Here is a 23,747-nt window from a genome sequence, read left to right on the forward strand (position 1 = left end):
TCACACCCCTGAGGAGTGCGATGAGAACACCCTTGGTCGCCACCGCCCTGGCGCTCACCACCAGCCTGCTGACCGTCCCGGTCGCCCAGGCCCACCATCCGAAGCCACCCCAGGCGCGCGTCTGGGTGACCACCCCCGACCGCGCCGAGCTGCTCCACGAACGCCCGCCGGTCGCCTTCGATCGGACGTCGAGCGACCTGACGACGATCACGGTCGACCCGCGGACGACGTACCAGACGATGGACGGCTTCGGCGCCTCGATCACCGACTCGGCCGCGGCCGTGCTCTACCGGCTCAGCCCGGCCGATCGCGAACAGACGCTGCGCAAACTGTTCGACCCGAAACACGGCATCGGCGTCAGCTTCCTCCGGCAGCCGGTCGGCTCCTCCGACTTCACGGCCGCCGCCGAGCACTACACGTTCGACGACATGCCGCCCGGCCAGACCGACTTCCCGCTGAAGCACTTCAGCATCAAGCACGACGAACAGCAGATCCTCCCGCTGCTCAGGCGCGCCAAGCAGCTCAACCCTCAGCTCAAGGTGATGGCCTCCCCGTGGAGCCCGCCGGCCTGGATGAAGGACGGCGACTCCCTCGTCGGCGGCCGGCTCAAGGACGACCCGAAGGTGTACGACGCCTACGCGCGCTATCTGGTGAAGTTCGTCGAGGCGTACACCCGGGCCGGCGTCCCGGTCGACTTCCTGACCATCCAGAACGAGCCGCAGAACCGCAAACCCGACCGCTACCCCGGCTCCGACATCCCGGTCCGCCAGGAGGCCGCGGTGATCAACGCGCTCGGCCCGCTGCTCCGCAAAGCCAGCCCGCGGACGAAGATCATCGGCTACGACCACAACTGGTCGACCCACCCCGGCGACATCGGTACGACGCCGCCCGGCGAGGACCCGGAGACCGACTACCCCTACAAGCTGCTCCGGTCGTCGGCGGCCAAGTGGATCGCCGGTACGGCGTACCACTGCTATTCGGGGAACGCGGCGGCTCAGACCGCGTTGCACAAAGCCTTCCCGACCAAGGGCATCTGGTTCACGGAGTGCTCGGGCTCGCACGGCCCGAACGACACCCCGCCGCAGATCTTCCGCGGCACGCTCACCTGGCACGCCCGCAACCTGATGCTCGGGACGACGCGCAACTGGGCCAAGTCCGTCGTGAACTGGAACATCGCCCTCGACTCCACCGGCGGCCCGCACCTCGGCGGCTGCGGCACCTGCACCGGCCTGGTCACCCTGCAGACCGACGGCACGGTCACCACGGACGCCGAGTACTTCACGATCGGCCACCTGTCGAAGTTCGTGAAACCCGGCGCGGTCCGGATCGGCAGCACGTCCTACGGAACGACGGGCTGGAACGGCCAGCTGATGTCGGCCGCCTTCCGCAACCCGGACGGAACGACGGCGCTCGTCGTCCACAACGAGAACGACGCCCCGCGGAAGTTCGCGGTCGCGCTCGGCGACCGCGCCTTCGAGTACGAGCTCCCCGGCGGCTCGATCGCGACGTACACCTGGGCACCGACCCGCGGGATTACGCCGACGCCCGTCTCGTTGGACGGCGCCACCGCGACCGCATCGGTCAACGGAGTTGAAGCCGGGCTGGCGATCGACGCCGACGGGTCGACCGTGTGGACGAGCAAAGAGTCGCAAACAGCAGGTCAGTCGCTGCAGATCGACCTGGGATCACGCGAGTACTTCAACCAGCTCGCATTGGACAGCGGTGGTCAGGCCGGCGACTTCGCCGCGAGCTGGTCAGTTGCTGTGAGCAACGATGGAGTGCGCTGGTCGAAGCCGGTGATAGGAAGCTCCACCGGACAACTCACCACTGTCGAGTTGAAGTGGACGTCTGCGAGGTACGTCCGCATCACCTCGAACAGCACCGGTGCGCAGTGGTGGAGCCTGGCTGACGTCCGGCTCTATCGCTAGGCGGTCTCGATCCGGGCGCTGCCCCGGCCGGTTCGGACCTGGTAACTGGTGCTGACGCCCGCGTCGGGGCGGAGCTTGTCGACCGCTCGGTACGACAGCTTCGCCTCGTCGCGGGTTACCTCCAGGACGCCGTACCCGTGCTGCCGCATGTCGATCAGCCGCAGATGCGGGTTGTACTGAAACCGCTTCTGCTCCTCGGCTTTCGCCCCGGCCGCGCCCTTGAGGTCGCCGGTGTTCGTCGACGACACCGACGGGACGACGAACTCGACGCCGGCCCGCTTCGTCCCGGCCGGGTTCCCCGGGCTGCCGGGCGCGAACCCGGTGTTCCACAGCTCGCCGGCGAACGTGTCGTGATCGTCGCCGGTGACGACCACCAGGTCGGAGACCCGATCGGCCGCGAGTGACATCAGCTCGGTGCGTTCGGCGCCGTACCCGTCCCAGGTGTCCATGAACGCGCGCTCGCCGTTCGCGCCGGTGATCATGCCCATCATCATGTTCGGGTTGGCGAGCACCTTCCACCGCGCGCCCGACGTCCGCAGACCTTCTTTCAGCCAGGCCTTCTGCGGCGCGCCGAGCATCGTCCGCCCGGCGGCGTCCGCGGCTTCGCAGATGATGCTGCCGCCGTCGTCACACGGCTGGTCTTCCTTGTACTGCCGGTTGTCGATGGCGAACAGCTCAGCGGTCTTGCCGAGCCGCAGCGAGCGGTACGTACGGGTCATGTCACCGGCGTACCGCGGCACCGGCATCCGCTCGAACCACGTGTGCCAGGCGGCGGACCGCTTCTCCTTGAAGAACAGTTCGGGCAGCGACCAGTTGTCCAGGCTGTAGTTGTTGCGGAACTCGTGGTCGTCCCACAGCGGCAGGAACGCGTGCTGCGCGTGCATCGCCCGCAGGTTCTCGTCACTGCGGTAGAACGTGTACTTCGCCCGCATCGACGACAGCACCTGCGGGTAGAGGTTCAGATCGATCCCACGGACGCCGGGCACCGAAGCCTCGTAGACGTAGTCCCCGAGGCAGACGACCAGGTCGAGCTCCTCTTCGGCGAGGTGCTTGTGGACGGCGTAGTACCCCTCGGTGAAGCCCTGGCAGGTGAAGAAGCCGATCCGCACCGGCTGGTTCGAGTCCGCCGGGCGCAGGGTCTGGAAGCGGCCGACCGGAGAGGCGGTGTCCTTCCCGCGGAACTGGTAGAAGTACTCCTCACCCGGCTGCAGCCCGTTCGCCTGAAAATGCACGCAACCGTCCCACTGCTTCTCGGCGATCACGGTCCGCACGATCACCGGCCGGGACAGGTCGCGCTGCCGCGACACCACGATCGCCAACTCGGCATCGCCGTCGAGGAGCCCGCGCGGGACACGGGTCCACAGCGTCGCGCCGTCCGTCCGCGGGACGCCGGCCATCACCCCCTCGGGGAAGGTCGCCCCGACGACGAGATTCGGCGACGCGTCGGCCGCTCTCCGCAGCACCGGCGTACCGGCGAGCAGGGACACACCACCCAGCAGCGTTCTCCGGCGCAGTCTCATGGCGGAAATAATGAAAGATTTTCATGAACAGTGGAAGAGCTGAGCGCGACCAATCAGTAGCTTTTCGTGTCCTCACGACGTCCCGCCGCCGGCGAGAGGAATCCGAAACAGCCGCGTCATGGCGGCTTGCTACCGTCCGAGCGCATGATCGACGATCTCGAACTGCGGGCCGTCCCCAGCTCCGACCCGACCGTCCTGGCCCTCGCGACCGCGCAGCAGGCCGAGCTCGCCGCGCTCTACGGCGAGGACCAGCCGCAGGTCGGCCTGCATCCCGAAATCGCCTTGACGCTGCTGCTGGTGGCCGGCACCCCGGTCGGTTGCGTCGGTCTGCAGCCGGTCGAGCCCGGTCTCGGCGAGATCAAGCGAATGTACGTCGAACCGGCGTCCCGCGGCTGGGGGTTGTCGCGAATCCTGCTGCGCGCGGTCGAGGACCAAGCGCGGGCCGCCGGCCTGACCCGGTTGCGCCTCGAGACCGGCACCCGGCAGCGCGAGGCGGTCGCGCTCTACACGAACCACGGCTACCTGCCGACGCCGCCGTACCCGCCGTTCGAGAACGAGCCGGAGTCGCTCTGCTACGCGAAGGATCTAGGCGAGGTCGAGGACGAGCGCGTTGCCGTCGCGGTGGAAGCCGAGGCGGTTGAGGTACGGCGAGGAGTCGCGCATCCGGGGTGATGCGAGGACCTGCTGGAAGCCCTGGTCGGTGAAGACGTCACTGCGCCGGTAGACGAACTCGCCGGGGGTGAAATCCCGGTACGCCGGGAGCACGTAGTCGAGGTCGATCTGCGCCCGGCCGTGGCCCGCATCGTGCGCAAGCACAACGCCGACCGTGCTCTCGCCGCGCTGGACCAGGAACGCGTATGGGCTCCGGCCCAAGGTGAACCCCGGGTTGAACTTGCTGATATCGCGGCTGTGCGCCGCCAGCACATGGCTCAGGTACGCGTCGTCCGAGTTCACCCGCAGCACTTCGTACTCGGCCTCGTCATGCCGGTGCCGGACCAGCCGCCACAGGTGCACGAGGTTGATCACCGCGAGGACGGCGTTCATCCCGACCATCGGCCAGACGCCGATCACCAGATTGAACCCGACCAGCACGACACAGCCGACCAGGTTCAGCACCCGCAACCGCAGGATCCGCGTCTGCAGCAGTGACACCACCACCAGCGCGGATCCACCCCACCCGATGATGCTCCACACGTCCACACCGCGAGCGTAGACCAGCAACCGCACTGGTTTGCTCAGGCGAGACTGACACTGTGACCGAAACGCTGCTCCTGAACGGCCAGCCACTCCACACCGTGACCACCGAGTTGCTCCGGGCAACCACCTACGCCCACTTCACCTCCATGCAGGTGCGGTCCGGCCACGTCGACGGCCTCGACCTGCACCTCGAACGCCTGGACCGCAGTACCCGGGAGGTGTTCGGCCGACCCCTCGCCGCCGACCGCGTCCGGTCGACCCTGCGCGCCGGCCTCGACCGAACGGACGGCGACGCCACCTTCCGGCTCACCATCGTCGGCGGCGCCGACCTACTGCTCCGCATCGAGGCCCCGATCGCGCCGGCCACCACACCGCTGCGCCTGCAACCGGTCGAGCACCAGCGCGCGCTGCCGCATCTCAAGCACACCGGCTCGTTCGACCTCATCTACTTCGGCCGACGGGCGCAGGAGGCGGGCTACGACGATGCGGTGTTCCACAACGCGACCGGTGCGATCTCCGAGGCGACCATCTGGAACATCTGCTTCGCCCGCGGCGCCACGATCACCTTCCCGAGCGCGCCGGTCCTGAACGGCATCCGCCAACAGGTCCTGCAACGCGGCCTCGCCGACTTCGAGGTCGCCCCGGTGCACTTGAACGACTTACCGACGTACGACGCGGCGTACCTGACGAACTCGATCGACCCGGCGCTACCGGTCGCTGCGATCGGCACGGTCAGCTTCGAACCGCACGCGGAGTCGGCCGCGGTGATCGCGGCGGCGTACGCGTCCCAGCAGGCTCAGGCGATCTAGCGCTCGGACCACCAGCGGAGGAGTTCCTCGCGAGCCCGCTCTTCGCCGAGCGGGCCCTGGTCGAGGCGGAGCTCCATCAGGAACTTGTAGGCCAAGCCCACTTCGCGGCCGGACGGGATGTCGAGGATCTCCATGATCTGGTTGCCGTCGAGGTCGGGCCGCAGGGAGTCGAGCTCCTCCTGCTCCTGCAGGCGGGTGATCCGGGCTTCGAGGTCGTCGTACGCCGTGCGCAGCGCCTCGGCGCGGCGCTTGTTGCGGGTGGTGCAGTCGGCCCGGGTGAGAACGTGCAGCCGTTCGAGCTGGTCGCCGGCGTCGCGGACGTAGCGGCGGACGGCGGAGTCGGTCCACTCGCCGTCGCCGTAGCCGTGGAAGCGCAGGTGCAGCTCGATCAGCTTGCTGACCTGGTCGATCTGCTCGTTGCTGAAGCGGAGTGCCTTCATCCGTTTCCGGGCGAGTTTGGCGCCGACCACGTCGTGGTGGTGGAACGTCACTTTGCGCTCGCCCTCGAACTTACGCGTCTTCGGTTTGCCGATGTCGTGGATCAGCGATGCGAACCGAACGACGAAGTCGGGCGTCGGTACAGACAGGCGCGATTCGAGCGCGATCGCCTGATCGAGGACGGTGAGCGAGTGCTGGTAGACATCCTTGTGCCGCTGGTGCTCGTCCTCGGCGTCGCGCAGCGCGGGCAGCTCCGGCAGCACGTGTTTCGCGATCCCGGTCGAGACCAGCAGGTCGAGGCCGATCCGCGGGTGCGCCGCGAGGATCAGCTTCTCCAGCTCGTCGCGGACGCGTTCGGCCGAGACGATCGTGATCCGCTCGGCCATCGCGGTCATCGCGGCGACGACGGCCGGGTCGGGTGTGAACCCGAGCTGCGCGGCGAACCGGGCCGCACGCATCATCCGCAGCGGGTCGTCGGAGAACGAGTCCTCCGGGCTGCCCGGCGTCCGGATCACCTGGCGGGCGACGTCCTCCATCCCGCCGAACGGGTCGACGAACTGGTGCGACGGCAGCAGGATCGCCATCGCGTTCATCGCGAAGTCGCGCCGGGCCAGGTCGCCCTCGAGGCTGTCGCCGTAGGCGACCTCCGGTTTGCGCGAGGTGGGATCGTAGGACTCCGACCGATACGTGGTGATCTCCAGGACCCACTCGCCCTTGCGACAACCGATGGTGCCGAACGCCTTGCCGATATCCCAGATGTGGTCCGCCCAGCCGGCCAGCCGCCGCTCCACCTCGTCGGGGTGGGCTGACGTGGCGAAGTCCAGATCCTTGCTCCCGCGGCCGAGCAGAATGTCCCGGACCGGACCGCCGACCAGGGCGATCTCGTGGCCCGCGGCAGCGAACCGGGCGCCGAGCTCGTCGACGACAGGAGCGATCGCCAGCAGTGACTGGACGGCTTGCCGCTGTACGGCTGACAACGATCCGGCAGAGCTTCCAGTTGGGCCTGACTGGTCGGCAAATGGTGACACGGGGAACTAGGTTACGGTGACGGCGTGTTCAGACGGCGACTGAGGCTCTCCGCGGCAGTGACCGCGAGCCTGCTGATCGTTGCCCCGGCAGCGATTTCCGCGGTTCCGGCGGTGGCTGCGGACGACGATCCGACGGTCGACGTCGCGATCGACTCGTTCCTGCCGGCCGTGCCGAAACCCGGTGACGCCGTCACGATCAAAGGCACCGTCACGAACACCAGTACGGCGACCTTCGAGAACCCGCAGGCGATCACCTGTATCGACCGCGACCGGCTGGCCACCGCCGCCGATCTCGCCGCCGTCCCGGACGAGCAGAACGTCCCGATGCGCGAGCGCAGCACCTGCACCCGGATCACCGCCGAGCAGGCCTTCCAGGAGTTCGACGGCAAGCTGGCCCCGAAGGCCAAGGTCCCGTTCACGCTGACCATCCCGTGGAGCGAATGGGAGATCAGCAACAAGACGGGCGCCTACACCGTCGGCGTCACCTTCCGCGGCGATCCGGACGGGCAGGCGCGCCGGACGGCGGGCCGCGCGCGGACCTTCCTGCCGGTGATCGGCACCGAACCGCCGGCTCGCCAGGTGAACACCGCCCTGGTCATCCCGCTGCGGCACCGGCCGACCCAACTCGGCGGTCAGCGGTTCGCGAACGAGTCCCTCGCCCAGGCGATGGGCCCGGGCGGTGAGCTGCGCCGGCTGCTCGATCTCGGCAAGAACCGCCGGGTGACCTGGCTGCTCGACCCGTCGCTGGTCGACGAGGCCGAGCAGATGGCCAAGGGCTACGTCGTCGGCGAGAACAAGTCGGCCCCGGCCGGCACCGGCGGCAAGATCGCCCAGGCGTGGCTGAACGCACTCAACGACAGCCAGGCCAAAGGCAACCAGATCGTCCTCCTCCCGTACGGCGACCCGGATGTGGCCGGCCTGGTCGACTCGGGCGCTCCGCTGCGCGAGATCCTGCGGGAGGCGCGCACGATCTCCGAACAGGCCAACATCGCCCGCGGCGCGACCAACGGCCTGTGGCTCGAAGGCGGCGCCGCGGCCAGCCGCTATCTCGCCTTCGCGACCAGTGGTTTCCGCGGCTCCCGGCCGAACGAAGAGCTGAACCTGATCAACAGCGCCGCCTGGGCGACCGAGGCCCGCACGGCGTTGGTCCCCGGCACGTCGGTCTACCAGGTCCTGACCCCGGAGGGCCCGGCTCGCCAGTCGCGGGCCGTGGTCGCGGATTCCGCGCTCACCGCCGCCGGGCCGGACGTCGGCACGACGAACAACCCGGTCCAGGTCCGGCAGCGGCTGATCGCGGAGACCGCGTTGCTGGCCGCGAGCGGCAGCGGCCCGGCCAGCACGGTCCTGTTGCCGGCCCGCGCCTGGGACGCGACTCCGCAGGCGATCGGCGCGCTGATCGCCGGCCTGACGCAGCCGTGGATCAATCCCGTCACCGTCGACCAGGTCGTGAAGGCGACCGCGAAGACGCCCGTGATCAAGGCCCCGACCGCCCCGCGCCGCAACGCGTTGCTGCCGGAGGCCCAGCTCGACGCGGCCGCCGCCGTCGACAAGACCCTGACGACCTTCGAAGGCCTGCTGGACGAGCCCGAGGCCGTTCAGGAGCCCCTGCAGAAGAGCTTGTTGCGAGTCGCCTCGCTGAGCTGGCTCGGCTACCCCGACGAGGCCAAGCGGTTCGGCCAGATCGAGTTCGGCTCGGTGCGCAAGCAGGTGGACGCCGTCCACCTGGTCAACACCGCGGTGGACAGCGGCCGCGCCAAAGAGATCAAGGTCAACCTCGCCGGTAGTAACGGCACCTTCCCGCTGACCATCGCGAACGATCTGGACCACCCGGTCTGGGTCGGCGTCCAGGTCACCTCGGCGAACCGGTCCGACCTGCGGATCAACGCGGTCAAGCCGGTGCTGCTGGGCGCCGGGAAGAAGTGGACGCCGCGCATCACCGCGAGCGCCGAGCAGAACGGCGTCATCCGCGCCTACGCCCAGGTCGTCACCCGCGATCAGCAGCCGGTCGGCAAGCGACAGGAGCTGCTGATCCAGGCCACGCAGTACGGCAGTGTCGGCTGGGTCCTGGTCGGCGCCGCCTGCGCGCTGCTGTTCGGGACGTCGTTCGTCCGCATCTACCGGCGGATCCGCGCAGAGCGCAAGAACCCGCCGTCCGTCGAAGCCGAGGCGCCGACCGACGACCCGCTGCACCCGGCTCCGTTGCCGGCCGCCCCCGCAACCCCCGACGCGAATGCCGGTACGCCGGTCGACGCCTCGCTGAAAGAAGGAGTCGGCTCGAAGGATGGCTGACCGCACCCTGCGCTCCGCGGCGGTGATGGCAGTCGGGACCGTGCTGTCCCGCCTGCTCGGATTCGTCCGGATCGCCCTGCTCGCGGCTGCCATCGGCACCGCGCTCCGCGGCGACATCTTCACCGCCGCCAACACGATCCCGAACAGCCTGTACATCCTGCTGGCCGGCGGCGTCTTCAACACCGTGCTCGTCCCGCAGCTGGTCCGCGCGATCAAGAACCACGACGACGGCGGCCAGGACTTCACCAACCGGGTGCTGACCTTCGGCTTCGTGATCCTCGCGATCGTCACGACCGCCTGCGTCGTGCTGGCGCCGGCGATCGCGCAGCTGTACATGCCGGACGAGCTGCAGGATCCGTCACGCGCGGCGGAGAAGGACGCGCTGGTCATGTTCGTCCGGCTCTGCCTGCCGCAGATCTTCTTCTACGGCGCGTTCGTCCTGGTCGGCCAGGTGCTGAACGCGCGCCGGCGCTTCGGCCCGATGATGTGGGCGCCGATCGCGAACAACATCGTCGCCTGCGCCTCGATCGTGGTCTTCCTGCTGATCTACCGGACCGGTGACAACCCGGCCACCTACACCAGCGGGGAAGAGCTGCTGCTCGGCCTCGGGCACACGGCCGGCATCGCCGTCCAGCTGCTCGTGCTGCTGCCGTACCTGAAGGCGAGCGGGCACACCTACCGGCCGAAGTTCGGCCTGCGCGGGACGGGCCTCAGCCAGACCGCCAAACTCGGTATCTGGACGATGCTGTTCGTCGCGGTGAACCAGGTGACGCTCGTCGTGGTCACCCAGCTCGCGCTGGCCGGTAGCGCCTCGGGTGACCCGGGCGCGAAGGCCGGTCTGTTCGCCTACCAGACCGCCATGCTGATCATCCTGGTCCCGCACGGCATCATCACGGTCTCGCTGGCGACTGCCGCGCTGCCGCAGATGTCGGCCCTGGCCGCGGACGGCGATGTGGCCGAGGTGGCCCAGCTGTCGGCGCGCTCGATCCGGCAGACGCTGGCCATCGTCGTCCCGGCGGCGGCCGCGATGATCGCGTTCTCCTACCCGATCGTGACGATCATCGCCGGCTACGGCTCCGGTAAGAACAACCTGCAGCTGATGTCGTACACGCTGATCACACTCGCGCTCGGCGTCGTCCCATACACCGTGCAGTACTTTCAGCTACGCACGTTCTACGCCTTCGAGGACACCCGGACGCCGTTCTTCCTGCAGTGTGCGATCGCCGCGACCAACATCACGGCCGCGCTGATCGGCGTCCGGGTGCTGCTCGACGATGAGCACCTTCGGTTCAGCGGTGTGATGCTGGGCGCGGCCTTCGCGCTGTCCTATCTGGTCGCCGCGCTGATCTCCCGGCCGGTGCTTCGCCGCCGGGTCCCGCGGGTACCGGGTGCCGGGATCGGGCTGCCGCTGGTCGCGATGCTGATCGCCGCCGGGTTCGGAGTCGGGGCCGGGCGGCTCGCGCTGTGGGCGCTCGGCCTGGCCGTCGGCCTGGACGGGCCGATCGGCGCCGTCGTCCAGCTCGGCGTCGCGGCGCTGGTGATGTTGCCGGTGTACGCCGCCGTGGCCCGGGTACTACGCATTCACGAGGTCAACGACGTGGTGTCGATGGTCACATCGAAGCTGCCCGGCCGCCGCTGATCGAGTCGCTTGTGCACTCGTGCACCGGTACCGCATCACGATGCCACTACGATGGTGGCTGCGTTAGGGCCGACCAGTGCATCTAGGAGGGCGAGAGACACCGTGTCGAACCAGACCGTCAGTCCGGGTGCTCTGCTCGCCGGCCGCTACCGGATCGCCGAGTTACTCGCGGAGATCGACGGTGCGCGGGTGTGGCGGGCAGTGGACGAGGTGCTCAGCCGAGCCGTCGTCGTGGATGTCCTGCCGGTCGGCGACCCGCGCACGAACCTGCTCTTCGACGCCGCCCGGCGCGCCGCGGCCGCGGCCGACCCGCGCTTCCTGCGGGTGCTCGACTGCGACATGTACGAAGGCGTCACCTACTGCGTCCGTGAGTGGGCCGGCGGCCGCCCGCTGGAGCGGATGCTCGCCAGCGGCCCGCTGACCGGCCAGCAGGCCGGCTGGCTGGCGCGCGAGGTGTCCGAAGCCCTCGAGAACCTGCACCGCACCGGTCACTCGCACGGCTCGATCAGCCCGTCGACCGTGGTCGTGACCGACGCGGGCGCGATCAAGGTGGTCGGCCTGGCCACCGAGGCCGCGCTGCGATCGGCCGGTCCGGGCTCCCCCGAACAGGATGTCCGCGCGCTCGGCGAGCTGCTCTACGCCTCGCTGACCGGGCGCTGGCCAGGCGCCGTCCCGGCCTGGGGTCTGCACCCGGCGCCGGTCGAGCACGGCCGGTTGATGAGCCCGCGCCAGGTACGCGCCGGCGTCCCGCGGTCCCTCGACGACATCAGCGACCGGCTGCTCAGCGACCCGCCGCGGCACCACGCGCCGCCGATCACCAGCGCCGCCGGCCTGTCCGCGGCGCTCTCCGGCGTGGTCGGCAGCTCACACGAGCCGCCGAACCAGATGGACGAGACCGTTCAGGTCGCCCAGCAGAACGGCAGCATCGACGACGCGACCCAGGCGATGCCGCAGGCGGCGCCCCCCGCGCTCGACCCGACGCCGGCGTACCAGCCGACCAACGGTCACCGCGCGGAGACGGCGTACGCCGCCGCCGAGACCAGGCCCCAGCGGCGTCAGCCGGCCCCCGCGACCAGTGGCGGCGGCAGCCGGCGCCGGGTCGAGGAGCCCCGGCAGAAGCAGAAGGGCGGCTGGGGCGGGCGGATCCTGATCCTGCTCGCGATCCTCGCGCTGCTCTCGGTCGTCGCGATGGCGCAGTTCCTGCTCAAGGGCGCGATGAACAACGACCAGGGCGGGGACGACGACACCAGCGGCGGTAAGCCGCCCGCGGCCAGCACGCCGCCGCCGTCCGCCTCAGGCGCGCCGGCCAAGATCGTCGCCGCCAAGGACTTCGACCCGAAGCCGGAAGGTAACGGCGAGGAGCACCCCGACGAGGTGGAGAACACCTACGACGGCAAGACCAGCACGGTCTGGACGACGATGAACTACCGGAGCAACCCGGAGTTCGGCGGCCAGAAGCCCGGCGTCGGGATCGTCTACGACCTGGGCGCGCCGACGCCGATCTCCAAGGTCGTCGTCACCCTCGAGGGTGACGAGACCAGCCTGCAGCTGATGATCCCGAAGGACGACGTCAGTCAGTCGCCGTCCAAGGTCAACGGCTGGACGCCGGTCGCCACCAAGGAGGACCAGCCCGAAGGCCCGGTCACGCTGACTCCGGACGCGCCGGCCGAGAGCCGCTACGTGCTGGTCTGGCTGACCAAGGTCCCGAAGGCCGACGGCGGCTATCGAGGCACGATCGCGGAGGTCTCGATCCAGAAATGACGGCTCACCTGGATTCGGGGCCTGCGCACCCGCCCCGGATCGGCGTCGACCACCCGGTCGCCCAACCCGTGCACGCGGCGAGTTACGACCAGCTGGACGACCACGAACTGCTCCGGCTGCACGTCGCCGGGAACCCGGACACGTTCGGCTTCCTGGTCAAACGGCACCGGGACCGGATGTGGGCGGTCGCGATCCGTACCCTCGGTGAGCCCGAGGAGGCGGCCGACGCGCTGCAGGAGGCGTTCATCTCGGCGTTCCGCCGGGCCGACTCCTTCCGCGGCGACGCCAAGGTGACCACCTGGCTGCACCGGATCGTCGTGAACGCCTGCCTGGACCGGATCCGCCGCCGGCAGGTCCGCCAGGCCGACCCGCTGCCCGAGGACGAGGACCGCGCGGCCGAGCTGGCCGGCCCGGCCGAGGACGATCCGGCCGAGGTCCGGGAGCGCCGCATCGACGTCCTGAACGCGCTCAAGCAGATCAACCCCGACCAGCGCAGCGCCCTCGTCCTGGTGGACATGGAGGGGTACTCGATCGAGGAGGCCGCGGCCATCCTCGGGTGCGCGCCGGGCACGGTGAAGTCGCGCTGCGCGCGCGGGCGGGCCCGGTTGCTGCCGCTGCTGCGGCACTGGCAGACCACCCGCGGCGGCTCCGACCTGCCGGAAAAGACTGCCGCCGAAACAGTGGGAACCGAATGATCGGCGCGACCGTCGTAGCGGAGTCGCCTGGGGTTCGCCCCGACTCTGGCGGCCCGACTGCCGACGTCTTCGACCGGAGTACTCCACCGATGACCACACCGCGCGCCTCTTGGGGCACGTCCCGTTGGGGGGCGAGTTCGCTATGACCGATTCCGGTCTGCCGACCAGTGAGCACCTCGAGCACCTGGACACGGACACCATCGCCGACCTGATCGAGAACCTGCTGCCCGCCGCCGAGGCGCACAGTGCTCGTGAACATGTGAAAGCGTGTCCGGACTGCCAGCTCACCTACGACGCGCTGTTGGAGCTGTCGGAGGATCTCGCCGAGGAGGGCCGGAGCGACATCCCGATGCCGGCCGACGTCGCCGAGCACCTGGATGCCGTGATCAGCTCCGAGGCCGTGATGCGCGCCTCCACCGTCGGCGTGCACTCGCTGGTCCAGATCCGCGAGGAGCCGCACCGGCACGTTCCGAAGCTGCTCGGCGCGGCCGCGGCCGTCGTCCTGGTCGCGGCGGTCGGCGTCGGCGTCGTGGTCGCGACCAAGGACCGCGCGGGCGAGAACGCCGCGAACACCAACCCGACCGCGATCCTGCCGACCGGTACGCCGTCGCTGTCGCTGTCCCAGATCGCTCCCGAGGCCCAGCGCTGGCTGGAGAAGGGCGACGGCGCGCCGCTGCTGAACGGCTCGGCCACCGAGATCGCCTGCGCCAAGGTCTTCGCCTCCGGCCGGCCGAACCCGCAGCTCCGGCTCGTCCAGCCCGCGAAGGTCGACGGCAAGCGCGCGACCGTGATCGGGTTGCAGGGCGGTTCGCCGCGCGACATCCAGTTGTTCGTCGTGACCGGATGTAATGACGGCAGTGGCGCGGCCGCGCCGTACTACGACACCACGGTGACGCTCCGAAACCGCTGATCACGCCTGGTGGGCCGGGGGCACGTAAGGCGCTCGTAGTCGGTACCGTGGGAATGGTCGGCCTCAAGGATCCGTTGAGTACGACGTACCTGTCTCGACGACCCGAGGAACGCCTGTATGAGCGACTCCATTCGCAACGTCATCATCGTCGGTTCCGGCCCGGCCGGTTACACGGCCGCGGTGTACGCCGCGCGCGCCCAGCTGGAGCCGCTCGTCTTCGAGGGCTCCGTCACGGCCGGCGGCGCGTTGATGAACACCACCGAGGTGGAGAACTTCCCCGGTTTCGCGCAGGGCATCATGGGCCCCGCGCTGATGGACGAGATGCGGCAGCAGGCCGAGCGCTTCGGCGCCGAGCTGGTCGCGGACGACATCGTCGCGATGGACCTGACCGGTGAGATCAAGTCGGTCACCGACTCGGCCGGCGGCGTGCACCAGGCCCGCTCGGTGATCCTGGCGATGGGCTCCGGCTACCGCAAGCTGGGCGTCGAGCACGAGGACCGGCTGTCCGGTCACGGCGTCTCCTGGTGTGCGACCTGTGATGGGTTCTTCTTCCGGCAGCAGGAGATCGCGGTCGTCGGCGGCGGTGACTCCGCGATCGAGGAGGCCACCTTCCTGACCCGGTTCGCGTCGAAGGTGACGCTGGTGCACCGTCGCGACGAGCTGCGCGCCTCGAAGATCATGGCCGACCGGGCCTTCGCGAACGACAAGATCGAGTTCGCGTGGAACTCCGAGGTCGCCGAGATCCAGGGTGAGTCGAAGCTGACCGGCGTCGTCCTGCGCGACACCCAGACCGGGGAGACCCGCGAGCTGCCGATCACCGGCCTGTTCGTCGCGATCGGGCACGACCCGCGCTCGGAGCTGATCCACGGCCAGATCCGCCTCGACGAGGAGGGGTACGTGTTGACCCGCGAGGGCAGCACGGAGACCAACCAGCCGGGCGTCTTCGCCGCCGGCGACCTGGTCGACCACACCTACCGCCAGGCGATCACCGCGGCCGGCAGCGGCTGTGCCGCCGCGCTGGACGCCGAGCGCTGGCTCGCGACCCTCGAGTTCGAGCACACCGTGGCGGCTGCGGACGCCACCGAGCCCGTCACCGTCTGAACCTCACACACCACCCGAAGGAGATACGCCCGTGGGCGAGAAGATGAACGCCGTCACCGACGCCGAGTTCGACCAGACCGTGCTGAAGAGCGACAAGCCGGTCCTGGTCGATTTCTGGGCCGAGTGGTGCGGTCCGTGCCGCCAGGTCTCGCCGATCCTGGAGGAGCTGAACGCCGACCACGGTGACAAGATCACGTTCCTCAAGATGAACGTGGACGAGAACCCGGTCACCCCGAGCAACTACCGTGTCACCGGTATCCCTACCATCAACGTCTACGTGAACGGTGAGCTCGCGAAGTCGATCGTCGGCGCCAAGCCGAAGGCGGCGCTGCTGAAGGAGCTCGCCGACTTCACGGCGTGACCTTGTAGGTAGGACACCGTCCGCCACGGCTAGGAGTGATGTATGGAAGGCCCGCACGGCGTGTACCGGATCGGCGACAGCGGTGAGGCGGTCGCCGAGATCATCGGCAAACTGCAGCGGCTCGGCCTGCTGCACGGTGGTCACGACCTCTACGACGAGGCGACCGCGCACGCCGTCCGGGGCTTCCAGCAGCAACGCGGGCTGATGATCGACGGCATCGTCGGCCCGCAGACGTACCGCGCGATCGACGACGCGCGCTGGCGGCTGGGCGACCGGCTGCTGACGTACGTCGTCTCGCACCCGTTGACCGGGGACGACGTCCTCGCCCTGCAGGCCAAACTGCAGGAGCTGGGCTTCGCCGTCGCCCGGATCGACGGCATCTTCGGGCCGGACACCCAGCGCGCGGTGACCGAGTTCCAGCGCAACATGGGTCTGCCCGCCGACGGGACCTGTGGGCCCTCGACGTTCAAGGCCCTGCAGCGGATCAAGCCGATGGCGACCGGCGGCCGGCCGGATGCCCTGCGCGCCTCCGAGGCTGTCCGCGCCGCTGGGCCGCGGCTGTCCGGCAAGACCGTGGTGATCGACCCGGGCCACGGCGGCTTCGACTACGGCTGGGAGGGCTACGGGCTGCGCGAGTCCGACGTCGCCTACGACCTGGCCGCTCGGATCGAGGGTCGCCTGGGTGCAACCGGCGTCCGGGCGTACCTGTCCCGCGGTCGGGACCAGGGGCCGGACGAGCTGGCCCGCGCCGCCTTCGCGAACGAGACCGACGCGAACCTGTGCGTCTCGCTGCACACCGACGGCTCGACGAACCCGGCCGCTCAGGGCGTCGCGACGTACTTCTACGGCAACGACCTGCACGGCGCCTCGTCGAGTGTCGGCGAGCAGTTCGCCGGGCTGGTCCAGCGCGAGATCGTCGCCCGGACGGACCTGCTGAACTGCCGTACCCACGCCAAGACGTGGGATCTGCTGCGCCGGACGAAGATGCCCGCCGTGCGGCTGGAGATCGGCTACATCACCAACCCGCACGACTCGGCCCGCCTGGCCGACCCGGCCTTCCGCGATGTGATCGCCGAGGCGATCGTGGTCGCCATCCAGCGCGTCTACCTCCCGCCGGAGCAGGACGCCGCGACCGGCATGTTGCGCTTCGGCCAACTCATCTGAGCTTTGAGTAGACTGCCTACATGAAGGCGGATGTGTTGCGGGGTCACCTCGACCCGATGATCCTCGCGGTCGTCGAGCACGAGCCGCTGCACGGGTACGCGATCATGGAGGCGTTGCTGGAGCGCAGCAAGGGCGCCCTCGATCTGCCGACCGGCACGCTCTACCCGGCCTTGCGCCGGCTGGAGCGGGCCGGCTACCTGGAGAGCGAGTGGAACGCGGACGGCGGGCGCCGCCGGCGCACGTACCAGCTGACGCCGAGCGGCCGGAAGATGCTTGCCTCCGGCAAGGAAGAGTGGCTGAGCTTCCGGACCGTCGTCGAAGGGGTCCTACGCCCGAACGAGGCGTAGCCCGCGGCCGGCCTGTAGCCCGACCAGCAGCAGCGGTACGACGACGAACGCACTGACCGGCAGCACATCGAGCTGCCCGGAGCTGCTGCTCGACTCCCAAGTCATCGCGATCCCGCCGAGGCTGACGACGATCGCACTACCGATCGCGAGCAATGCCGTCAGCCGGGCGCCGTGCCGCCGAACCACCGCGAAGCGCTGACCGAACCCCGTGGCCAGCACAGCGATCACAGCGCCGACGATCGACAGACTCCCGATCAGCCGGACGACGATCTCCAGGAAGACACTCAGCTCGGTCGGCCCGCCGACGTCCTCGTTCCAGCTCCAGACCCCCGGCTGCCAGACCAACGGCTGGACGATCATCACCACGAACAACAGCGCGGCCGTCTGCCGGCTGTGCGCGACCGACAGTTCTTGGCGGTACGCCGGGGCGACGTCGGACAGGTCGCCGAAGTCGGCCACCGCGGCCCGCTCGGCGTCGTCCCGATCCAGTCCGTCGGCCTCGAAGGCCTCGGTGGCGTCGATCAGGTGATCCCGCGCCTCGGCGAGCAGGTCGGCCTTCTTGCGGCGCGGACCGGGCAGGGCCTTGCGCAGCCCGTGCAGGTACTCATCGACAGCCGTGGACATGTTTCCGATTGTCCGGCACCGGACGGTTCTTCACGTCCGGGATTCCACTGAGGCGACCCTCGACCGGCGCCGGCTCCGGAGGACGAAGAAGCCGACGTACGAGATCACGATCAGCGCGAAACCGATCTTCTCGGCGGTCGGCGTCGCGCCCTCGGGCCAGATCGTGCCGTCGAGGTAGTGGTTGATGTAGCCGGTGGCGTAGACCTCCTCGCCGCCGCGGCGCAGGAAGGACTTCTCCGCGCCGGTCAGCGGGCAGTCGTAGTCGATCACCACGATCGCCAGGCTCCAGACGGCGACGGCGAGATGCGCCCAGACGACCTTCGGCCACTTCCAGGCAAGGAAACCGCCGAGGACGAAGAAGAGCAGGAAGGCCGCGTGCAGCACCATCATCACGTCGGCCAGCAGTCGCCACCCCATGTCAGTGCGTGCGGGTGGTCTCGGCGGCGTCCCGCACGGTGACCGGTGGCGCATGCTCCGGCCGGATCGCGCCCATCAGTCGCTCCACAGCTGCCTCCATCTCACTGCGCCAGGTGATCGCCGAGCGCAGGTCGAGGCGCAGCCGCGGGTTGCGCGGGTGCTCCCGGACGACGGCGAAACCGACCGCTTGCAGAAAGTCGGTCGGCCAGACACAGCCCGGGCCGTCCCACCGGGAGTCGCCGAACGCCTCGATCGCCCGGAAGCCGCGCTTCAGGATGTCCTTCGCCACGGCCTGCACGATCACCTTGCCCAGCCCGAGCCCGAGATAACGCGGCAGGATGCGACCGGTGGCCAGGACGACGGCATCCGCGCTGACAGGCGCCGTCGGAAACGCCTGGACGCGCGGGAGGTACGTCGCGGGCGCGTAGACGGCGTAGCCGGCGATCTCCTCGTCGACCCACAGCACTACTCCGGCGGGCCCCCAGTCGAGCAGGAGCTGGGACAACCACGCCTCCTTCTCCAGCGCGGTGTCGCCGTTGCGGTTGGCCTGCCGGGCCGCCACCGGGTCGAGCTCCCAGAACACGCAGTCACGGCAGGGCGCGGGCAGCTCGCCGAGAGTGGCGAGCGTCAGCGGTTCCAGCCGGCGGGCCATCAGCTCAGCCTGTTAGCTTCGTCACGATCAGCGGCTCGCGGCTCATCGGACCGCTGGTTCGGCCGCCGGCGCCGGTGGCCGGACGTCCGTCGTCTCGGCCGCGCGGGGCGCGACGTACCGCTGCTGCACCTTGGCTGCCGGCTGCCGCCGGAACAGCTCACCCGCGAAGCCTGCAAGGATTCCGAACAGCAGCCCGCCGAGCGCCCAGCCGGCCGCCTTGCCCACGCTCATCCCGAAACCTGCCTTCCGCCGCCTGCCCCTATAAGGCATGGTAGTGAGAGGTAGCGCCGTTCCACAGCCCACGCGCGCATGGGCTGCAGAGCGTAGCCTGGTTGCTTCCCCTCATCACCCCCGTCCAGGAGTGGCCCTGTGAGTGCTGACGTGCCCGATGTCCGGCAGACCCGACTCGACAACTACGTCGACCGGTACGCAGCACGGACCAAGGGCATGACCGCATCGGAGATCCGGGCGCTGTTCTCGGTGGCGAGCCGGCCCGAGGTGGTGTCGCTGGCCGGCGGGATGCCGAATATCGGCGGTCTGCCGCTGGATGTGGTCGGCAGCGCCGTGCGGGATCTGGTGATCGACCACGGCGCGACGGCGATGCAGTACGGCTCCGGCCAGGGCGACCCCGGCCTGCGGGACCAGATCTGCGACATCATGCGGCTCGAGGGCATCGAGGCGCACCCGGACGACGTCGTCGTCACGGTCGGCAGTCAGCAGGCGGTCGACCTGGTGACGCGGGTGTTCTGCGATCCGGGTGACGTGGTGATCTGCGAGGCGCCGTCGTACGTCGGCGCGCTCGGCGTCTTCCGCGCGTACCAGTGCGAGGTCGTCCACGTCGCGATGGACGACGACGGCGTCGTCCCGGAGGCGCTGGAGCAGGCGATCGCGACCGTCCGGGCCGCGGGGAAGCGGATCAAGTTCTTCTACACGATCCCGAACTTCCACAACCCGGCCGGGGTTTCGCTGTCCGACGAGCGGCGCGCGCGGGTGCTGGAGATCTGCCGGCGGGCCGATCTGCTGATCCTCGAGGACAACCCGTACGGCCTGCTGGGTTTCGACGGTGAGCCGCAGCGGGCGCTCCGCGCGGAGGACCGCGAAGGCGTCATCTACCTCGGCTCGTTCTCGAAGACGTTCGCGCCGGGCTTCCGGGTCGGCTGGGTGGCCGCGCCGCACGCCGTCCGGGAGAAGCTCGTGCTGGCGCAGGAGTCGGCGACGTTGTGTCCGCCGGTGTTCAGTCAGCTGGCCATCTCGTCGTACCTGAGTAGGCACGACTGGCTCGGCCAGGTGAAGCAGTTCCGGGAGATGTATCGCGAACGCCGGGACGCGATGCTCGCCGCGCTGACCGAGAAGATGCCCGCGGCAACGACCTGGACGAGACCGGGTGGCGGCTTCTACGTCTGGCTGACGCTGCCCGAGGGGCTGGACGCGAAGGCGATGCTGCCGCGCGCGGTCACCGCCCGGGTCGCGTACGTCCCCGGAACGGCCTTCTTCGCCGACGGTTTCGGCGCGCAGTGCATGCGGTTGTCGTACTGTCACCCGACGCCGGAGCGGATCACCGAAGGGGTGTCCCGGCTGGCCGCGGTGATCAATGAGGAGCTGGAACTCCGGCAGACCTTCGGTCCGTTGCCACCTGGCGCGGCCCACGGCTACGAGGCCCCGGGGCCAGAGCTGAGTTAAGTCTGCTGCGGGCGGGCTGAGGTTGCTGACTCGCTAGCGGTACCGTTCCAGTGGGCCTCGGGACCGGCGACCACGCCGGAGTCGCCTTCGAGTGATCGGGAATTGTGTGATGAGTGATCTGGGTCGAGTGCTGGTACTGGCCGGCGGGCTGTCGCACGAGCGGGACGTCTCGCTGCGCTCCGGCCGTCGCGTCGCCGACGCGTTGCGCAGTGTCGGGGTCGAGGTCGAGCAGCGGGATGTCGACGCGAGCCTGGTCGAACGCCTCCGCGAAGACCGGCCGGATGCGATCTTCCCGGTCCTGCACGGCGTCACCGGTGAGGACGGCGCGCTCCGCCAGGTGCTCGACCTGTACGGCGTCCCGTACGTCGGCGCCGAGCCGGCCGCGTGCCGCACGGCCTTCGACAAGCCCGTCGCGTCGACGATGGTCGGCAAGGCCGGGCTGTTCACGCCGCCGTCCGTCGTCCTCGGGCACGACACCTTCCGCGAGTTGGGCGCGGGCGCGCTGATGGACGCCGTCGTCCAACAGGTCGGGTTGCCGCTGGTGGTGAAGCCGGCCCGCGGCGGATCGGCGCTGGGCGCCTCGATCGTGCGCTCGGTCGAGGAGCTGCCGGCCGCGATGGTGAACTGCTACGCCTACGGGCCGGTTGCGCTGATCGAGAAGTACATCGACGGGATCGAGGTCGCGGTGACTGTCGTCGACACCGGCGACGGGCCGCGCGCGCTGCCCGCGGTGGAGATCGTGCCGGACTCCGGGTTCTACGACTACGAGGCGCGGTACACGGCGGGGGCGACCGAGTTCGTCGTACCGGCTCGGCTGTCGCCGGAGGTGGCCGGCGCGTGTGCGGCCGCGGCGGTGACGGCGCATGTCGCGCTGGGGCTGCGGGATCTGTCGCGCTCCGACCTGGTCGTCGACGCGGACGGCGTGCCGTGGTTCCTCGAGGTCAACGTGGCGCCGGGGATGACCGAGACCTCGCTGGTGCCACTCGCGGCCGAGGCGGCGGGGATCGAGCTCGGCGTCCTGTGCCGGGACCTGCTGGCTGCCGCCGCGGCCCGCTGAGTCCGTGGTTGCTAGATTCTTGAGGTGACCGTGTCGACCGAGCGCCCACTGTGGCGGACGATCCTGACCCCGCGGTGGATCGCTCTGCTCGCGCTCGCGCTGGCGATCGCCGGGGTGATGACGGTGATGGGCGTCTGGCAGCTCGACGTCTACCAATCGAAGACCGCGGCCGCCACGGCCAAACGCGCCACCGAGCCGCCGGTTCCTCTGCAGTCGCTCTTCTCGGTCGACGAGGGCCTGCCCTCCAAGGCCGTGGGTCGCCGCGTCACCGTCTCCGGCACCTGGGGCCCGGCAGCAGACCAGGTCTTCATCGCCGACCGCCTGAACGGCGACCAGAAGGGCTTCTGGGTGGTCACCCCGCTGATGGTTGATTCAGCTGGAGCGGTCATGGTCGTTCGGGGCTGGGTGGCGTCCGTCGACTCCCCGACTGCTCAGCCCCCGACGGGCAGCGTGCAGCTCGACGGCTCGGTGATCGCGTCCGAGGCCGCCGACTCTTCGGGTGAGGCGGCCAAGGGCCGGGTCCTCTCCTCGCTGCGCATCCCGACGATCGTGCACCTGGTCAACTACCGCCTGTACGACGGTTTCGTCGTCCAGACTTCGCCTGCGGCCACCGGCCTGGCCGCCGTCCAGCCGCCCGCGCCGCCGACCGATCACGCCGGCCTGCGCAACGTCGCCTACGCCTTCCAGTGGTGGATCTTCGCCGCCTTCACGCTCTGGATGTGGGCCCGGATGGTGCTCGACGCCCATCGCAGCCGCGACGACGAAGACCCCGCTGACGACCAGCCCGCCACGGCCCTGGAGCCGACCGGTACCGTTTCAGCGTGACCTCTCCAGCAGACCCCGCCACCGCCCAGCTCGCCCCTGCCACCCGGAGCGCTCTCACCCGCTACCGAGTGATCGCCTACATCGTGGGCGTGATGCTGCTCCTGCTGCTCTTCGTCGCCATGCCGCTCAAGTACCTGGGCGACAACTCCGCCGCCATGAACATCATCGGCCCGGCCCACGGCTGGCTCTACGTCGTCTACCTCCTCGCCACCTTCGACCTCTTCCGCCGCGTCCAGTGGACCCTCCCCCGCCTGGCCCTGATGGCCGTCGCCGGCACCATCCCCTTCCTCTCGTTCTACGCCGAGCGCAAGACCACCCACGAACTCCTCAACCGCTAAACCCGTTGGGCCGCCGCAACCGCACGCCCTAGCGTCGCCGGTGTGAACGCCCTCGAAGACATCACCGCAGCAAACCGGGCGAGCTGGAACTCCATCCACCCCGCCCGCCCCGGTCACCCGCCCGCCTTCTTAGCCGCGGGCGGCACCGCCCTCCAACCCGAGGAACTCGCCGCAGCCGGCGACGTCACCAACCGCCGCCTCCTCCACGTCGCCTGCTCCTGCGGCGACGAAGCCCTCTCCTGGGCCGCCCAGGGCGCCACCGTCACCGGCATCGACATCTCCGAAGTAGCCATCGCCCAGGCCCGCGCAAAGTCCGAAGCGACAGGTATCCATGTCGACTTCCACCGCGCCGACCTCTTCGATCTCCCACCCGAGTTGGTCGACTTCGACCTGATCTACCTGAGCTGGGGCGCGATCTGCTGGGTCCCCGACCTCACCCGGTGGGCCGCTGTCATCGCCGACCGCCTGGCACCCGGCGGCGCCGTCCTCCTCGCCGAGCACCACCCGGTCTGGGAAGTCCTCACCGCCAAGGACCCCAGCACCCTGGAGCTGACCGCCGACTACTTCGGTCGGACGACTCCCCGGGCGGTGATCGAGAACTCGAAGCTCCCGACCGGCGCACGCGACACCCCGGAGCCGCCGCCGTTCTCGGCGTACATCTGGCCGGCGGCGGATGTCATCACCGCTCTGCTCGCCGCCGGGCTGTGTCTCACCCACTTCTCCGAATCCCCCGCGAGTCACAGCTACCCCGCATTGGGTGATCGTGCGGAGTGGCTTCCGGCGACTTATTTGGTGCGGGCGGAGCGCGATGTTTCACGTGGAACATCGCCGCGAGTTCCTAAGTAGCTTTGTCGACATATCGCTCGTCCTGTCGAGACCCTGATATTCCTCTGTGAGCGCGATTCTGCGGGCCGGGCTGGGACGGCCGGGAGAGCGGGGACGCGGAGAATCCGTTCTGGAGAGGAAT

The 23,747-nt window shown here is 69.6% G+C and carries 24 protein-coding genes; 17 read left to right on the forward strand and 7 right to left on the reverse strand.

Annotation, left to right across the window (positions count from 1 at the left end; genetic code table 11):
- The first annotated feature begins 20 nt into the window (after positions 1-20).
- Positions 21-1,928, forward strand: a complete 1,908-nt coding sequence (locus HPO96_RS16195) for a glycoside hydrolase family 30 beta sandwich domain-containing protein (RefSeq protein WP_171674270.1) — start codon at positions 21-23, stop codon at positions 1,926-1,928.
- Here the strand turns inward: HPO96_RS16195 and HPO96_RS16200 are convergent.
- A complete protein-coding gene (locus HPO96_RS16200) occupies positions 1,925-3,448 on the reverse strand; it encodes an alkaline phosphatase D family protein (protein ID WP_171674271.1) in 1,524 nt (507 codons plus the stop codon). The genes HPO96_RS16195 and HPO96_RS16200 overlap by 4 nt on opposite strands.
- Before the next feature lie 144 nt (positions 3,449-3,592).
- Between HPO96_RS16200 and HPO96_RS16205 the strand changes: the two genes are divergently transcribed.
- Entirely contained in the window at positions 3,593-4,120 is a 528-nt protein-coding gene (locus tag HPO96_RS16205) for a GNAT family N-acetyltransferase (RefSeq protein ID WP_171674272.1), read from the forward strand.
- Here the strand turns inward: HPO96_RS16205 and HPO96_RS16210 are convergent.
- A complete protein-coding gene (locus tag HPO96_RS16210) occupies positions 4,034-4,648 on the reverse strand; it encodes a YgjV family protein (protein ID WP_171674273.1) in 615 nt (204 codons plus the stop codon). The genes HPO96_RS16205 and HPO96_RS16210 overlap by 87 nt on opposite strands.
- 53 nt (positions 4,649-4,701) lie before the next feature.
- On the opposite strand from HPO96_RS16210, the gene HPO96_RS16215 reads away from it, so the two are divergent.
- Positions 4,702-5,454: an aminotransferase class IV gene (locus HPO96_RS16215; RefSeq protein WP_171674274.1), complete on the forward strand. Its 753-nt coding sequence runs from the start codon at positions 4,702-4,704 to the stop codon at positions 5,452-5,454.
- Here HPO96_RS16215 and HPO96_RS16220 read toward each other — a convergent pair.
- Positions 5,451-6,869: a CCA tRNA nucleotidyltransferase gene (locus tag HPO96_RS16220; protein ID WP_171674275.1), complete on the reverse strand. Its 1,419-nt coding sequence runs from the start codon at positions 6,867-6,869 to the stop codon at positions 5,451-5,453. The genes HPO96_RS16215 and HPO96_RS16220 overlap by 4 nt on opposite strands.
- Before the next feature lie 75 nt (positions 6,870-6,944).
- Between HPO96_RS16220 and HPO96_RS16225 the strand changes: the two genes are divergently transcribed.
- The 9 genes from HPO96_RS16225 (at position 6,945) to HPO96_RS16265 (ending at position 17,187) form a co-directional block, all read left to right on the forward strand.
- A complete protein-coding gene (locus HPO96_RS16225; protein WP_171674276.1) occupies positions 6,945-9,209 on the forward strand; it encodes a DUF6049 family protein in 2,265 nt (754 codons plus the stop codon).
- Entirely contained in the window at positions 9,202-10,848 is a 1,647-nt protein-coding gene (gene murJ / locus HPO96_RS16230; RefSeq protein WP_171674277.1) for a murein biosynthesis integral membrane protein MurJ, read from the forward strand. The genes HPO96_RS16225 and murJ overlap by 8 nt, the downstream gene beginning before the upstream one ends.
- Positions 10,849-10,950: 102 nt before the next feature.
- Positions 10,951-12,609: a protein kinase family protein gene (locus HPO96_RS16235; protein ID WP_171674278.1), complete on the forward strand. Its 1,659-nt coding sequence runs from the start codon at positions 10,951-10,953 to the stop codon at positions 12,607-12,609.
- Positions 12,606-13,304, forward strand: coding sequence for an RNA polymerase sigma factor SigM (sigM, locus tag HPO96_RS16240; protein WP_238355141.1), 699 nt, complete (start codon positions 12,606-12,608; stop codon positions 13,302-13,304). The genes HPO96_RS16235 and sigM overlap by 4 nt, the downstream gene beginning before the upstream one ends.
- Before the next feature lie 142 nt (positions 13,305-13,446).
- Positions 13,447-14,214: an anti-sigma factor family protein gene (locus HPO96_RS16245; protein WP_171674279.1), complete on the forward strand. Its 768-nt coding sequence runs from the start codon at positions 13,447-13,449 to the stop codon at positions 14,212-14,214.
- 117 nt (positions 14,215-14,331) lie between these two features.
- On the forward strand, positions 14,332-15,315 hold the full coding sequence (gene trxB / locus HPO96_RS16250; RefSeq protein WP_171674280.1) for a thioredoxin-disulfide reductase: 984 nt from the start codon (positions 14,332-14,334) through the stop codon (positions 15,313-15,315).
- Between the two features lie 43 nt (positions 15,316-15,358).
- Positions 15,359-15,676 (forward strand): thioredoxin, encoded by a 318-nt coding sequence (gene trxA / locus HPO96_RS16255; RefSeq protein ID WP_202886097.1) that lies wholly within the window; start codon positions 15,359-15,361, stop codon positions 15,674-15,676.
- Positions 15,677-15,718: 42 nt separating this feature from the next.
- A complete protein-coding gene (locus HPO96_RS16260) occupies positions 15,719-16,840 on the forward strand; it encodes an N-acetylmuramoyl-L-alanine amidase (RefSeq protein WP_171674282.1) in 1,122 nt (373 codons plus the stop codon).
- A gap of 20 nt (positions 16,841-16,860) precedes the next feature.
- Entirely contained in the window at positions 16,861-17,187 is a 327-nt protein-coding gene (locus HPO96_RS16265) for a PadR family transcriptional regulator (protein WP_171674283.1), read from the forward strand.
- Here the strand turns inward: HPO96_RS16265 and HPO96_RS37600 are convergent.
- From HPO96_RS37600 to HPO96_RS16285, 4 genes are read right to left on the reverse strand one after another with little or no spacing between them, the layout of a single operon-like run.
- The gene (locus HPO96_RS37600) at positions 17,167-17,811 is read right to left on the reverse strand and encodes a permease prefix domain 1-containing protein (RefSeq protein WP_184999596.1); all 645 of its coding nucleotides are present in this window, start codon (positions 17,809-17,811) and stop codon (positions 17,167-17,169) included. The two genes, HPO96_RS16265 and HPO96_RS37600, sit on opposite strands and share 21 nt — an antisense overlap.
- A 30-nt stretch (positions 17,812-17,841) precedes the next feature.
- Complete coding sequence (locus HPO96_RS16275; RefSeq protein ID WP_171674284.1) at positions 17,842-18,228, reverse strand: DUF2784 domain-containing protein; 387 nt, start codon at positions 18,226-18,228, stop codon at positions 17,842-17,844.
- A 1-nt stretch (position 18,229) separates the two neighbouring features.
- Positions 18,230-18,880 carry a GNAT family N-acetyltransferase gene (locus HPO96_RS16280; protein ID WP_171674285.1) on the reverse strand — a complete coding sequence of 217 codons (651 nt, stop codon included), beginning with the start codon at positions 18,878-18,880 and terminating at the stop codon, positions 18,230-18,232.
- Between the two features lie 42 nt (positions 18,881-18,922).
- The gene (locus HPO96_RS16285) at positions 18,923-19,111 is read right to left on the reverse strand and encodes a hypothetical protein (protein WP_171674286.1); all 189 of its coding nucleotides are present in this window, start codon (positions 19,109-19,111) and stop codon (positions 18,923-18,925) included.
- A 138-nt stretch (positions 19,112-19,249) separates the two neighbouring features.
- On the opposite strand from HPO96_RS16285, the gene HPO96_RS16290 reads away from it, so the two are divergent.
- From HPO96_RS16290 to HPO96_RS16310, 5 genes are all read left to right on the forward strand, one after another.
- Positions 19,250-20,560: an aminotransferase class I/II-fold pyridoxal phosphate-dependent enzyme gene (locus HPO96_RS16290; protein WP_171674287.1), complete on the forward strand. Its 1,311-nt coding sequence runs from the start codon at positions 19,250-19,252 to the stop codon at positions 20,558-20,560.
- Between the two features lie 109 nt (positions 20,561-20,669).
- Positions 20,670-21,617: a D-alanine--D-alanine ligase family protein gene (locus tag HPO96_RS16295; protein ID WP_171674288.1), complete on the forward strand. Its 948-nt coding sequence runs from the start codon at positions 20,670-20,672 to the stop codon at positions 21,615-21,617.
- 24 nt (positions 21,618-21,641) lie between these two features.
- Positions 21,642-22,442 (forward strand): SURF1 family protein, encoded by an 801-nt coding sequence (locus HPO96_RS16300; RefSeq protein ID WP_337796659.1) that lies wholly within the window; start codon positions 21,642-21,644, stop codon positions 22,440-22,442.
- Positions 22,439-22,780 (forward strand): DUF3817 domain-containing protein, encoded by a 342-nt coding sequence (locus HPO96_RS16305; protein ID WP_171674289.1) that lies wholly within the window; start codon positions 22,439-22,441, stop codon positions 22,778-22,780. The genes HPO96_RS16300 and HPO96_RS16305 overlap by 4 nt, the downstream gene beginning before the upstream one ends.
- Positions 22,781-22,822: 42 nt before the next feature.
- Complete coding sequence (locus HPO96_RS16310) at positions 22,823-23,626, forward strand: methyltransferase domain-containing protein (RefSeq protein ID WP_171674290.1); 804 nt, start codon at positions 22,823-22,825, stop codon at positions 23,624-23,626.
- The last annotated feature ends 121 nt before the right edge of the window (positions 23,627-23,747 follow it).

Source organism: Kribbella sandramycini (assembly GCF_013131805.1).
Taxonomy (GTDB): domain Bacteria; phylum Actinomycetota; class Actinomycetes; order Propionibacteriales; family Kribbellaceae; genus Kribbella; species Kribbella sandramycini.